The sequence below is a fragment of the Streptomyces glaucescens genome, from assembly GCF_000761215.1.
Lineage (GTDB): Bacteria > Actinomycetota > Actinomycetes > Streptomycetales > Streptomycetaceae > Streptomyces > Streptomyces glaucescens_B.
This window is the reverse complement of record NZ_CP009438.1, coordinates 6,178,497-6,191,144: the sequence shown is the minus strand read 5'-3', so window position 1 is coordinate 6,191,144 and position 12,648 is coordinate 6,178,497. Positions and strand designations below refer to the sequence as shown.

10 protein-coding genes are annotated in these 12,648 nt (G+C 74.4%); 3 read left to right on the top strand and 7 right to left on the bottom strand.

The genetic code is table 11. From position 1 onward, the window contains the following. Nucleotides 1-69: 69 nt before the first annotated feature. Nucleotides 70-735, top strand: a complete 666-nt coding sequence (locus SGLAU_RS26750) for a hypothetical protein (protein WP_043507078.1) — start codon at nt 70-72, stop codon at nt 733-735. An 88-nt stretch (nt 736-823) separates the two neighbouring features. Here SGLAU_RS26750 and SGLAU_RS26745 read toward each other — a convergent pair whose 3' ends face one another. The 6 genes from SGLAU_RS26745 to SGLAU_RS26720 form a co-directional block, all read right to left on the bottom strand. Then, nucleotides 824-1,825 (bottom strand): TIGR03842 family LLM class F420-dependent oxidoreductase, encoded by a 1,002-nt coding sequence (locus SGLAU_RS26745; RefSeq protein WP_043505067.1) that lies wholly within the window; start codon nt 1,823-1,825, stop codon nt 824-826. 11 nt (nt 1,826-1,836) lie between these two features. Next, entirely contained in the window at nt 1,837-3,240 is a 1,404-nt protein-coding gene (gene hydA / locus SGLAU_RS26740; RefSeq protein WP_043505066.1) for a dihydropyrimidinase, read from the bottom strand. A 246-nt stretch (nt 3,241-3,486) separates the two neighbouring features. Then, on the bottom strand, nt 3,487-4,773 hold the full coding sequence (locus tag SGLAU_RS26735; RefSeq protein ID WP_043505065.1) for an aspartate aminotransferase family protein: 1,287 nt from the start codon (nt 4,771-4,773) through the stop codon (nt 3,487-3,489). Continuing rightward, nucleotides 4,770-5,612, bottom strand: coding sequence for a nitrilase-related carbon-nitrogen hydrolase (locus SGLAU_RS26730; protein ID WP_043505064.1), 843 nt, complete (start codon nt 5,610-5,612; stop codon nt 4,770-4,772). Before SGLAU_RS26730 ends, SGLAU_RS26735 begins: the two co-directional genes overlap by 4 nt. Before the next feature lie 164 nt (nt 5,613-5,776). After that, entirely contained in the window at nt 5,777-7,306 is a 1,530-nt protein-coding gene (locus tag SGLAU_RS26725; protein ID WP_043505062.1) for a hypothetical protein, read from the bottom strand. Between the two features lie 98 nt (nt 7,307-7,404). Further along, the gene (locus SGLAU_RS26720; RefSeq protein WP_043507077.1) at nt 7,405-7,668 is read right to left on the bottom strand and encodes a helix-turn-helix domain-containing protein; all 264 of its coding nucleotides are present in this window, start codon (nt 7,666-7,668) and stop codon (nt 7,405-7,407) included. A 61-nt stretch (nt 7,669-7,729) separates the two neighbouring features. Here SGLAU_RS26720 and map point away from each other — a divergent pair, with 61 nt between their 5' ends. Both map and SGLAU_RS26710 read left to right on the top strand, forming a co-directional pair. After that, nucleotides 7,730-8,503: a type I methionyl aminopeptidase gene (gene map / locus SGLAU_RS26715; protein WP_043505061.1), complete on the top strand. Its 774-nt coding sequence runs from the start codon at nt 7,730-7,732 to the stop codon at nt 8,501-8,503. A 299-nt stretch (nt 8,504-8,802) separates the two neighbouring features. Then, on the top strand, nt 8,803-11,352 hold the full coding sequence (locus tag SGLAU_RS26710; RefSeq protein WP_043505060.1) for an ATP-dependent Clp protease ATP-binding subunit: 2,550 nt from the start codon (nt 8,803-8,805) through the stop codon (nt 11,350-11,352). A gap of 58 nt (nt 11,353-11,410) precedes the next feature. On the opposite strand, the gene SGLAU_RS26705 is transcribed toward SGLAU_RS26710, so the two are convergent. Further along, the gene (locus SGLAU_RS26705) at nt 11,411-12,622 is read right to left on the bottom strand and encodes a DUF2201 family putative metallopeptidase (RefSeq protein ID WP_043507075.1); all 1,212 of its coding nucleotides are present in this window, start codon (nt 12,620-12,622) and stop codon (nt 11,411-11,413) included. Nucleotides 12,623-12,648: the final 26 nt, after the last annotated feature.

The window sequence follows — 12,648 nt, the reverse complement described above, 5'->3', positions numbered from 1 at the left end:
TCATGTGACACTGTCGTCCCGTCCGCAGTGCGGACTCCCTTCCGCACCGACCCCCACGAGAAGTGCGCCGTGCGTTCTCTTCCCCTGCCGCTCGCCCTCGCCGCGCGTCTGACCCCGGTCGCGGTGCTCGCCTGTGCGGGCTGGGCGCTCTCGTCCGGCCCGGAGGCGACCACCGCCGCCGAGGGCAGGACACCCCGCGACACCGCGAGCCGGTCCGCGTCCGCCCCGTCCACCACCGCGGTGCCGCAGACGTACACCGCGGCCCCCGCTCCGTGCGCCGCCCTGCCCGAGTCGACGATCGCCTCGCTGGTGCCGGGGGCGAGGACGGCCGGGAAGGAGATCCCGTCCACGGACACCTCGGTGCGCCGCACCTGCTCCTGGAACGCCCTCAAGGGCTACGACTACCGCTGGCTGGACGTGTCCTTCGAGATCGGCGACTCGGACGAGGAGGCGGAGCGGCAGTACGAGGAACGCCGGGCGGAGAAGGGCGGCGGCGGTCCGGTGCCGGGGCTGGGCGACGCGGCGTACTCCGTCGTGAACCTCACCACCGAGGACGGTCAGGAGACCCGCGAGGGCGTGGTGCTGGTCCGCGCGGCCAACGCGCTGGTGACGGTGACGTACAACGGCTCCGACTTCGAGAGCAGGTCGGCGCCCGCCACCGACGAGATCAACAAGGGCGCCATCAAGGCCGCCAAGGCGGCGGTGGCCGCACTGGAGGAGAGCGGCACGAGCTGACCGCTCGGCCACTGCCGTCGCGCCCCGGGCCGGCCGGTGAGCCGCGGCCGGCCGGTCAGGAGCCGAACGCGGGGATGACGCCGGCCGGTCAGGAGCCGAACGCGGGGATGACCTGTGTGCCGTAGGCGTCGATCGTGGCCTCCTGCGCGTCGTGCATGTCGTACAGGGCGAACTGGTCCACGCCCAGCTCGCGGAGCGTCCTCAGCTTCTCGACGTGCGCGGAGGCCGGGCCGAGGAGGCAGAAGCGGTCGACGATGTCGTCGGGCACGAAGTCGGTGGACGGGTTCCCGGCCCGTCCGTGGTGGCTGTAGTCGTAGCCCTGCCGTCCCTTGATGTACGCGGTGAGCGCCTCCGGCACCAGACCGGAGTGCTCCCCGTAGCGGCTCACCAGGTCCGCGACGTGGTTGCCGACCATGCCGCCGAACCAGCGGCACTGCTCCCGGGCGTGGGCCAGGTCGTCGCTCACGTAGGCGGGGGCGGCGACGCAGATCGTGACGGACGCGGGATCCCGGCCCGCCTGTTCGGCGGCGTCGCGCACCGCCTTGACCATCCACTCGGTCAGGAACGGGTCGGCGAGCTGGAGGATGAACCCGTCGGCCTTCCGCCCGGCCAGGGCGAGCGCTCTGGGGCCGTACGCAGCCATCCACACCGGGAGCCGGCCGTTCCTGATCCAGGGGATCCGCACGGGTTTGCCGTCGACGAGCGCCTCGCGGCCCTCGGCGAGGTCGCGGATGACGTCCGTCGCCTCGCCGAGCCGCGCGAGGGTGTTGGGCCTGCGCCCGGCGACCCGCATCGCCGAGTCGCCGCGGCCGATGCCGCACACCGTGCGGTTGCCGAACATGTCGTTGAGGGTGGCGAAGGTGGAGGCGGTGACCTCCCAGGTGCGGGTGCCCGGGTTGGTGACCATCGGGCCGACCGTCAGCTTTTGGGTGTTGGCCAGGATCTGGCTGTAGATGACGAACGGTTCCTGCCACAGCACGGCGGAGTCGAAGGTCCAGCCGTAGCGGAAGCCGTTGCGTTCGGCGCGTTTCATCAGGCTGACGACACGGGATGCGGGCGGGTCGGTCTGGAGGACGAGTCCGAAGTCCATGGGCGTCTCCCCTAGCTGAGGTACTGACAGGTGGAGCGCGGGGTGTAGACGCCGTGTCCGGCGCGCCCGGTGTACGCGCGCTCGGTGATCACGGGCACTCCGCGGGAGAGCACGGTCTCGACCCGGCCGGTCACGCGTGTGCCCTCGTAGGCCGAGTAGTCGACGTTCATGTGGTGCGTCTCGGCGGAGATGACCTGCTCGGCGTGCGGGTCGTAGATCACGACGTCGGCGTCGGCGCCCGGGGCGATGGTGCCCTTCTTCGGGTACATGCCGAACATCCGGGCCGGGGTGGCGCAGGCGATCTCGATCCAGCGGCGGCGGGTGATGTGCCCGTCCAGGACGGCCTGGTGGAGCAGGTCCATGCGGTTCTCCACCCCCGGCAGCCCGTTGGGAATCCGGGAGAAGTCGCCGCGGCCCAGTTCCTTCTGGCCGGTGAAGCAGAACGGGCAGTGGTCGGTGGAGACGACCTGGAGGTCATCGGTGCGCAGGCCCTGCCAGAGCTTCGCCTGGTGCTCGCGCGGCCGCAGCGGCGTACTGCACACGTACTTGGCGCCCTCGAAGTCCGGCTCGGCGAGGTTGTCCGCCGACAGGAACAGGTACTGCGGGCAGGTCTCGCCGAAGACGGGCAGGCCCACGTCCCGCGCCCGGGCGAGTTCCGCCACCGCCTCCATCGCCGAGACGTGCACGACGTACAGGGGTGCGCCCGCGACCTGGGCGAGCCGGATCGCGCGGTGGGTCGCCTCGGCTTCCAGGAGCGCCTTGCGGACCTCCCCGTGGTGGCGCGGGCCGGTCTCGCCCCGGGCGAGCGCCTGCTCGACGAGGACGTCGATCGCGATGCCGTTCTCGGCGTGCATCATGATCAGGCCGCCGTTGCCGGCGGAGCGCTGCATGGCGCGCAGGATCTGCCCGTCGTCGGAGTAGAAGACCCCCGGGTACGCCATGAACTGCTTGAACGACGTCACGCCCTCCTCGATGAGGAGGTCCATCTCCTTCAGCGTCTCCTCGTTCACATCGGAGACGATCATGTGGAAGCCGTAGTCGATCGCGCAGTTGCCTTCCGCCTTGGCGTGCCAGGCGTCCAGTCCCTCGCGGAGCCCGTGCCCGACGCTCTGCACGGCGAAGTCGACGATGGTGGTGGTGCCGCCCCAGGCGGCGGCCCGGGTGCCGGTCTCGAAGGTGTCGGAGGCGAAGGTGCCGCCGAAGGGCAGCTCCATGTGGGTGTGGACGTCGACACCGCCCGGGATGACGTACTTCCCGGTGGCGTCGATGGTCCGGTCGGCCGTCCACGCCTCGGCGGCCGGGGTGCCGGTGGCGGCGAGGGCGGCGATGCGGGTGCCCTCGACGAGGACGTCGGCGTGGATCTCGTCGGAGGCGGTGATGACGAGGCCGCCGCGGATGAGGGTCCGGCTGCTCATGTCGTGGTCGCTCCTCGTGGTGGGTGGGTGCGGGTCGGTGGGTGGCCGGTCGCGCCCCGCGGCGGCGCCGCGTGCCGGTGCGGCCCCCGCTCCGGCAGGCCGGCGAGCGGCGCACGCCGGGGCGGTGCTCAGCGGCGGCGGCACGGTGCTCACCACCGGGAGGCGCGGCCCGTCGGCGACGAGCCGGCCGGGCCGGGTGCGTCCGCTCCCCGCACCGCGCGGGTGGCCGCCCCGGCTCCGCGGCGGCTAGGCGATGCTCCGCAGGGCGCCTTCGAGGATCTCGGCGCCCTCCTCGGCCTCGGCGACCGTGAGGGACAGCGGCGGGGCGATCCGCAGGGCGCTCGTGCTGTGCCCGCCGCCCTTGCCGATGAGCAGGCCGCCCTCGCGGGCCGCCTCCAGCACGGCCGCCGCGGCCTCGGGCGCCGCCTCGTCGGTGCCGGGCCTCGTCAGCTCGATGCCGATCATCAGTCCGCGCCCGCGCACCTCCCGTACGGCCGGGACCTGCGCGGCGGCGGCCCGCAGGCGTTCGATGAGCAGTCCGCCGACCCGCCGGGCGTTGCCCTGGAGGTCGTGTTCCAGCAGGTACGTCAGGTTGGCGAGACCCGCGGCCATGGTGATCTGGGTGCCGCCGAACGTGGAGATGCTGTTGGCGTCCAGGCAGTTCATGATCTCGGAGCGGGCGATGACGCCGCCGACGGACATGCCGTTGCCGATGCCCTTGGCGAAGGTGACGATGTCCGGCGGGCCACTACGGCCGTGCGCCTGCCAGCCCCAGAAGTGCTCGCCGGTACGGCCCCACCCGGTCTGCACCTCGTCGGCGATCCACAGCGCGCCGCGCTCGTGCAGCACCTCGCGGAACGCCGCGTACAGGCCGTCCGGCGGGGAGGTGAAGCCGCCCACGCCCTGGACGGGCTCGGCGATCAGCGCGGCGGGCGGGCGGGTGTGGCCGAGCAGGTCCCGCAGGTCCTCGACGCAGGCGTCGATGAACGCGCGGTCGTCGAGCGCGGCGTACGGGCCGCGGGTGCGGACCCCGCCGTGCACGTACAGCGTCTGGAGCGGGGACAGGGAGGTCGGGGACCAGCCGCGGTTGCCGGTGATGCCCACGGCGGAGAAGGAGCGGCCGTGGTAGCTGTTGCGCATGGCCAGCACGGTGTTGCTGCGCCGGTAGGTGGTGGCGAGCAGCAGTGCGGTGTCGTTGGCCTCGGTGCCCGAGGTGGTGAAGAAGACCCGGGCGTCCGGGATGCCGCTCAGCTGGGCGACGCGTTCCGCGAGCTCCACCATGGGCCGGTTGAGGTAGAGGGTGGACGAGTGGACGATCCGCCCGGCCTGCTCGGCGACCGCCTTGGTCACCTCGGGCAGCGCGTGCGCGGTCATCGTGGTCAGGATGCCGCCGAAGAAGTCGAGGTAGCGGTTGCCCGCGGCGTCCCAGACGTGCCGGCCCTCGCCGTGGGTGATCTCCAGCGGGCGGTCGTAGTAGAGGGCGAGCCAGTCGGGCAGGACGGACCGGTGCCGTCCCCACAGGTCGTCGGTCACGGCCGTACCAGCCCCTCGTACGCGTCGGGGCGCCGGTCGCGGTAGAACGCCCACTGCTGCCGCACCAGCTCGACCAGACCGAAGTCGAGGTCGCGGACGACCAGTTCCTCCTTGCCGTCGTCGGCCACGTCGCCCACGAACTGCCCGCGCGGGTCGACGAAGTAGCTCGTGCCGTAGAAGTCGTTGTCGCCGTACTCCTCGTGGCCGACGCGGTTGATCGCGGCCACGAAGTACGCGTTGGCGACGGCCGCGGCGGGCTGCTCCAGCCGCCACAGGTGGGACGACAGGCCGCGGTGGGTGGCCGACGGGTTGTAGACCAGCTGGGCGCCGTTCAGGCCGAGCTGGCGCCAGCCCTCCGGGAAGTGGCGGTCGTAGCAGATGTAGACGCCGACCTTGCCGACGGCGGTGTCGAAGACCGGCCAGCCGAGGTTGCCGGGCCGGAAGTAGTACTTCTCGTAGAAGCCCTTGAGCTGCGGGATGTGGTGCTTGCGGTACTTGCCGAGGTAGCTGCCGTCGGCGTCGATCACGGCGGCGGTGTTGTAGTAGAAGCCGGGCTGCTCGACCTCGAAGACGGGGACGACGATCACCATGCCGGTCTCGCGGGCCAGTTCCCGCATCCGGCGCACGGTCGGCCCGTCCGGCACCGGTTCGGCCCAGCGGTAGTGCTCCGGCTCCTGGACCTGGCAGAAGTAGGGGCTGTTGAAGACCTCCTGGAAGCCGATGACGCGGGCTCCCCGGCGGGCCGCCTCACGGGCGTGCTCCTCGTGTTTCGCCACCATGGACCCGGTGTCGCCGGTCCAGGTGGCCTGGACCAGAGCGGCGCGTACGACGTCGGCCATGAGCTGCTCCTTCGACGGGACGTCAGAGCCTCTACGCCCGTAGAGGCAGGGCGTAGAGGGAAGAACGTATGCCTCAGCGGGGGCCTTGCCAAGACCATCGTCGCCAACCCGCTCGGTCGGCCGCGATTCACACTCCGGTGGGTGAGCGGCGGGCCGGGTCCGGGTCAGGCGGACGGTCCCGCGACCCGCAGGGCGTGCACCAGGCCCCGGTGGCACTCGGCGGAGACCCGCCCGGCGGCCTCCAGGAGCAGGGGGACCAGGAGTGGCGGGTCGGCGGCGGCACAGCGCGCGGCCTCCTCCGGGGTCCGGACCCGGACGTAGGCGCCGAGCAGGGCGTGCAGTTCCCGGCGGCGGCCCTCGGCGGCCAGGGCGCGCACGGCCTGCCCGATCTCCGCGGCGGGACGCGCGACGCCCTGCCGCAGTATCGCGTGGGCGTCCGCGTCCCGGCCGGCCGCGGTGAGCGCGTCGGCGGCGCCGGCCAGCCGCTCGGCGGGCAGCGAGGCGGTCTCCCACAGCAGGGTCGCCCAGTCGGCACCCAGCCCGGCGCGCTCCAGCTCCGCCGCGAGCAGCGGAAAGCGTGCGGCGGGCCCGTGGGCGGCCTCGGCCAGCAGCGCGTGCGCCTCACCGCTGCGGCCCTCGGCGCGCAGCCGCGCCAGCGCCCTGGCCAGGGCCACGGCCTCCTGCCGCGCCACCTCGTCCACGGCCTCCGCCGGTGCGGGCGGCGCCGCCGCCACCTGCCCCGCCCCGGCGAAGCGGGCTCCGCGCGGCGTACGGCCGGTGCGCGCGGGCAGCGTGGGCAGCGCGGGCTCCGTCGTGAGCGGTACGGCGGCCGGCGCCCCGTCGTCCTCCGCCGCCCAGGCGAACCGGGCACCTCCTCGGCGACGTCTGCGCTGCTTGGCGGCCCCGGGCGAGACGGGAGGGGCCGGAGCGGCCGGAGGTATCGAGGCCGGGGCGTGGGGTGCGGCGGACGCCTCGGCGGCGGGGGTGCCGGGCGCGGCCGGGGCCGGGGCCGGGGCCGGCGCGGCGGGCCGGCGCCCCGGGCGGGGATCCGGTGTGCCGGGCAGGCCCGGCGAAACGGCCCCCGCCCCGCCGGCGCGCTCCCGGGCCGGCCGCGGATCGTGCACCGCGGCTTCCGTGCCGGCCCCGGGCGTCGCCGGCGCCCAGGCGCCGCGCGGGCCGTCCGCGGATCTCCGCCGATCCAGGCCGGCGATGCGGGCGCGCAGTTCGGCGATGCGGGCGGTGGCCCGGTGGTGGTCGTCGCGGGCCCACGCCAGGTCGCGGCGGAGGGCGTCGGCCGCCTCCCGGCTGGGGGCGCGGGCGAGCAGCCGTGCCAGCTCGGCCAGGCGGGCGGCGGCGTCCTTCTGCTCGCGGAGCATCGCGTCGAGCCGGTCCCCGAGGGCGTCCCGACCGCCGGGCCGGGCGTCGTGGGCGGCGAGCGCGGCGGCGTGCAGGGCGCGCGCCCGCTCGCGCTCGGCGGCGGCCCCGGGCCCGTGCCGGGCGGCGAGGTCCTGCAGGAGCGCCTCCAGCACGTCCCAGGGCAGTACCTCCCGCCCGTCCAGGCAGGCCCGCATGCCGACCGGGTCGCGCTGCCGGAACACCGCGTACCACCCGCCGCCCGGATCCAGCCGGGCCAGCAGGCCGTCCAGGTAGTCCGCGAACTCCCGCACCCCTGCCGGGAGTCGATCCACTCTCATCGCCCACTCCCCCGCGAGACCGGAGCACCGGGTCCGTAGCCAACACGAGCCGTGTTACGGGCTCGCTACGGGGAGTTTTCAGCGGGGGCGCGGGCGCCTCAGGCCGCCGCGGGCTCGGCGGTGACGGCCGTGGCCACGAGCAGTTCGTCCAGGGACAGGCCGAGGGTGCCGGCCAGGGCCGCGACGGTGAAGAACGCCGGGGTCGGCGCCCGCCCGGTCTCGATCTTGCGCAGCGTCTCGGCGGAGACGCCCGCGCGGGCCGCCACCTCGGCCATGCTGCGGCCGCCGCGGGCCTCCCGGAGCAGCCGGCCGAGTCGTTCGCCGCGTTCCCGCTCTTCGGCGGTGAGTGGAGTGCGCACCATGGCGCCCATTCTAATACCGGCCCCGGTCGGCACCCATTCAAATACCGGTATAGTAATTGGCATGGTGGAACTGAAGACGGATCTCTCGATCGACGCGATGCACGAAGCGGGCCAGGTCGTCGCCCGTGCCCTGACGGCCGTGCGGGACGCGGCGGACGTGGGCGTGTCCCTGCTGGACCTGGACGCCCTCGCCCGTGACGTGCTGCGGGAGGCGGGCGCGACCTCCCCCTTCCTGGGCTACCGGCCGTCCTTCGCCCCGACCCCGTTCCCGGGCGTGCTGTGCGCCTCCGTGAACGACGCGATCGTGCACGGCATCCCCACCCGTTACCGGCTGCGCGACGGCGACCTGGTCTCCCTCGACTTCGGCGCCGAGCTGAACGGCTGGGTCGGCGACTCGGCGATCAGCCTCACCGTGGGCAGGCCCCGCCCCGCCGACCTGCGGCTGATCGAGACGGCCGAGCGCGCCCTCGCCGCCGGGATCGAGGCCGCCGTCGTCGGCAACCGCATCGGCGACATCGCCCACGCCGTCGGCACGGTGTGCCGCGAGGCCGGGTACGGCATCCCGGACGGTTTCGGCGGGCACGGCGTGGGCCGCCGGATGCACGAGGACCCGGCGGTGCCGAACGAGGGGCGTCCCGGCCGCGGCCTGCCGCTGCGCCAGGGCATGGTCCTCGCCATCGAGCCGATGCTCGTCGCGGGCGGCACGGACGGCTACCACGCGGCCCCGGACGGCTGGACCCTGCGCACCGACGACGGCTCGCGCGCCGCCCACGTCGAGCACACGGTGGCGATCACGGAGGACGGCCCGCGCGTCCTGACGGCCCGCGCGTCCTGACGTCCGCCACGCCACCGCCGCGCCCTGACGCACCGCCACGCCCCCCGACGCACCCTCCGCCCCGACGCGAGCCGACCCCCGCGGCCCGTGGGGGGTGGCGATGGCGGCCCGTGCGGGCGGCGGTGGCGGTCGGGACGGGGCGGCTGTGGCTCGAAGTGCTCCCCCTCGGCGATCGTGCGAAGGTGTTCTACGAGCGCGCCCCCGTGTGTGTAACCGGCTCCCGCCCGGGTTACCCGGCTCCGGCACGTCGATCAGCGAGGGCGTCCCCGACCCGCGCAGGGACGCCGGATGGGAACGCCATGACCAGCGGTTTCACCGGACCGGAGGGCTACGACCCCTTCGGAGAATTCCTCGCCCGCTTCTTCGGCGGCCCCCGCCCCGGCCCGCGTCAGATCGACATCGGCAGGCTCCTGAGCCAGCCGGCCCGGGATCTGGTGCAGGGTGCCGCGCGGTACGCCGCCGAACACGGCAGCCGGGATCTGGACACCCAGCACCTGCTGCGCGCCGCCCTGTCCGCCGAGCCGACCCGGAGTCTGCTCAGCCGCTCCGGGGTCGCCGACCCGGACTCCCTGGCGTCGGAGATCGACGAACGCTCGGGACCGGTCAAGTACACGGAGGGCGAGGCGCCGCCGCCGACCTCGCTGTCCCTCACCCCGGCCGTCAAGCGGGCCCTGCTCGACGCGCACGACCTGGCCCGCGCGAGCGGCACCGGCTACATCGGCCCGGAGCACGTCCTCAGCGCGCTCGCCAACAACCCGGACTCCGCGGCCGGGCACATCCTGAACGCGGCGCGCTTCTCCCCCGGCGGCCTGCCGCCCGAGGCGCCCGAGGCCGGGCAGCCCGCCCGGCCGGGGACCCGCGCCGAACGGCCGCGGCAGGGCGCGACACCGACGCTCGACAAGTACGGCCGCGATCTCACCGACCAGGCGCGCCGGGGCCGTATCGACCCGGTGATCGGGCGGGACGACGAGATCGAGCAGACCATCGAGGTGCTGTCCCGCCGGGGCAAGAACAACCCGGTGCTGATCGGTGACGCGGGCGTCGGCAAGACCGCCATCGTGGAGGGGCTGGCGCAGCGGATCGCCGACGGGGACGTGCCGGACGTCCTCACCGGGCGGCGGGTGGTGGCCCTCGACCTCACCGGTGTGGTCGCGGGGACCCGGTACCGGGGTGACTTCGAGGAGCGGATGAACAACATCGTCGACGAGATCCGCAGCCACTCCGACCAGCTGATCGTCTTCATCGACGAGCTGCACACGGTGGTCGGCGCGGGCGGCGGTGGCGAGGGCGGCTCGATGGACGCGGGGAACATCCTCAAGCCGGCCCTGGCGCGCGGCGAGCTGCACATCGTCGGCGCGACCACGCTGGAGGAGTTCCGCCGGATCGAGAAGGACGCGGCGCTGGCCCGCCGTTTCCAGCCGATCCTGGTGCCGGAGCCGACCACCGAGGACGCGCTGGAGATCCTGCGCGGGCTGCGCGACCGCTACGAGGCCCACCACCAGGTCCGGTACAGCGACGAGGCGCTGGCGGCGGCCGTGGAGCTGTCCGACCGCTACCTGACCGACCGGCGGCTGCCGGACAAGGCGATCGACCTGATCGACCAGGCGGGCGCGCGGGTGCGGCTGCGGGCCCGCACCAAGGGCACGGACGTACGGGCCATGGAGCGCGAGGCGGAGCAGCTGGTCCGGGACAAGGACCAGGCGGTCGCGGACGAGAGTTACGAGGAGGCGATGCGGCTGCGGGACCGCATCGCCGAGCTGAAGCGGCGGATCGCGGAGGCCGCCGGGGACGGCGAGGCCGACGAGGGCCAGCACCTGGAGGTGACCGCGGAGGCGATCGCCGAGGTGGTGTCCCGGCTGACCGGCATCCCCGTCAGCCGGCTCACCGAGGAGGAGAAGGACCGGCTGCTCGGCCTGGAGGAACATCTGCACGAGCGGGTGGTCGGCCAGGAGGAGGCGGTACGGGTCGTCTCGGACGCGGTGCTGCGCTCCCGGGCCGGGCTCGGCTCGCCCGACCGGCCGATCGGCAGCTTCCTCTTCCTCGGCCCGACCGGTGTCGGCAAGACGGAGCTGGCCCGCGCCCTCGCCGAGGCGCTGTTCGGCAGCGAGGACCGGATGGTCCGCCTCGACATGAGCGAGTACCAGGAGCGGCACACGGTCAGCCGCCTGGTGGGCGCCCCGCCCGGGTACGTCGGCCACGAGGAGGCCGGGCAGCTCACCGAGGTGGTCCGCCGACACCCGTACTCGCTGCTCCTGCTCGACGAGGTGGAGAAGGCGCACCCGGACGTCTTCAACATCCTGCTCCAGGTGCTCGACGACGGCCGGCTCACCGACTCGCAGGGCCGGACGGTCGACTTCACCAACACGGTCATCGTGATGACCAGCAACCTCGGCTCGGAGGCGATCATCCGGCGCGGCGCGGGCATCGGGTTCGGGCCGGGCGGCGGGGAGGCCGACGAGGAGGCGCGCCGGGAGCAGGTCCTGCGCCCGCTGCGCGAGCACTTCCGGCCGGAGTTCCTCAACCGGATCGACGAGATCGTGGTGTTCCGCCAGCTCACCCCCGACCAGCTGCACCGGATCACCGACCTGCTGCTGGAGCACACCCGCCGGCTGCTCACCGCGCAGGGCGTCACCGTCGAGTTCACCGACGCGGCCGTGGACTGGCTGTCCCGGCAGGGCTACCAGCCGGAGTACGGCGCCCGGCCGCTGCGCCGCACCATCCAGCGCGAGGTCGACAATCGGCTGTCCCGGCTGCTGCTGGACGGCCGGATCACGGAGGGCGACCGGGTCACCGTGGACGTCACGGACAACCGTCTCGCCTTCCAGCCGCAGGGCGCTCCGGTCGGCTGACCCCCGCCGGGGAGCCGGCGCGCAGCGGCCCTGGCCCGTGCACCGCCCCGCGCGGACGTCAGCCGATGGTCACCACCCGTGCCCAGGCCGGCGGTCGGTCCGGGACGTAGTCCGGGTCGTCCTCGTGGACGGGGCGGGCGGGGCGGGGGAAGAGGCCGACGACGGTGCGGCAGGGCGGCTGCGCGGAGGGCCACGGCGTCTGGCCGTCCGTGAGGGCGACGACGACGTCCGGGCGGGGCCGCGAGCGCAGGGCCCGGGCGAACCCCGAGCGCAGGTCCGTGCCCCCGCCGCCGATCAGCTCGATACTCTCGGCCCGGCAGATCGGCACGGCGATCCCGGCCGCCGCGTCGCACGAGACCACCGAGACCAGGTCGCGCCGCCCGCCCACCGCCCGGGAGATCGCGGCCACCTCCAGCAGCGCGCTGCCCAGCTCGGCGTCGCTCACCGATCCGGAGGTGTCGATCACCACGCAGACCCGGGGCGGCGTACGGCGCAGGCTCGGCAGCACCACCCCGGGGACGCTCGCCGAACGCCGGGACGGGCGCCGGTAGCTGTGGTTCTCCCCCGCTCCCGGGGCACCCGCCGCCGAGCGGACCGCCGCGCCCAGCAACTGCCGCCACGGCTGGGGCGGGTGGAACGCCTCGTCGGCCCAGCGGCGCCACCCCTCCGGGGCGTCACCGGGCCTGCCCTTGATGCCCTCCGCCACCCGGAAGCGGACCGCGTCGCGCTGCTGCCTGCTCAGCCCGTGGGCCCCGTCGGCGCCCAGCTCCCACGGCCGCTCCTGCCCGTCGGCGCCGCTGCCGCAGTCCAGCCAGGCCAGCTCCGTGGCCAGGGAGGACATCGACGCCATCCGCAGGTACTCCTCCATCAGCAGTTCGTCGGGCAGCCGCAGCAGCGAGGGCAGCACCGCCCCGGCGGGCCGGGGCAGTCCCTCGCCGTAGATGTCGTCGTTGATCTCGAAGTCGGCGGCGATGTTCCGCCGCAGCCGCTCGCCCGGCCCGTGCCCGTCGTGTTGCCGCGCGTAGCGCTCGCCGCGCCCGTGGTGGTCCCGCAGGAGGTGGGAGACCTCGTGGACCCACACACCCGCCAGCTCCTCCACGGGGGTACGGGCCACGAATGCGGGCGAGACGTAGCAGCGCCAGTACGCGTCCACCGCCATCGTCGGCACCGACCGGTCCTCCACGACGTGCAGCGCGAACAGCGCGTCCGCCAGGTAGGGGCGGACCTTCACCGCGTGCAGGCGGGCGGCCAGCAGCTTCTCCCGGTCCAGCCGGAGGACGGGGGTCGCGGCCGGCT